This is a genomic window from Dellaglioa sp. CoH-57-MRSF-22 (assembly GCF_056781895.1).
This window is the reverse complement of sequence record NZ_JBXAXT010000081.1, coordinates 1-456: the sequence shown is the minus strand read 5'-3', so window position 1 is coordinate 456 and position 456 is coordinate 1. Positions and strand designations below refer to the sequence as shown.

Here is a 456-nt window from a genome sequence, read left to right as displayed (position 1 = left end):
GGCAGCTACTGCGCTTCAATCAAAATGGCTGGAGACACAGGCTATGGAAGCAGAGCCTCTACTTCTGTGCATCAATTCTAAGGATAGCTCTGATTCACACAGTGGCCTATGGGAAAAGGAAAATTTGGACAAGCTTCTTGGGGATTCTGTAATCCGCGTGCCTGTCGTCAGTCAGGGCCTCAACGAATGGCGGCGCTACCATACGGCAGCATTCCTTGCGACCTTGAAGTTGACGCCGGATCAGATAAACTTTTTCAAGGCCATCATCCCTGACTACAATCCGGACCTCGACCGTACCGTTGACCAGTGCATCCAGTTTCTATTTCGTTCTGGCGCTCGCGTTGCAAAATCGGATAAACCACTTTTCTTCGTTGTGTCCGACCAGCGTTTGGCTGAGCAGGTGGCCAGCGTTTTGGATTCTGGGATGAGAATCGTGTCACCTACTGATCTGGTGCC

The 456-nt window shown here is 51.1% G+C and carries 1 protein-coding gene; it reads left to right on the top strand.

Features of this window, described 5'->3' with window-relative positions; all coding sequences use genetic code 11:
* Positions 1-43: 43 nt before the first annotated feature.
* Positions 44-456, top strand: a 413-nt coding sequence (locus AC1RPR_RS08260) for a hypothetical protein (RefSeq protein WP_481763476.1), incomplete at its 3' end; no start/stop codon positions are given.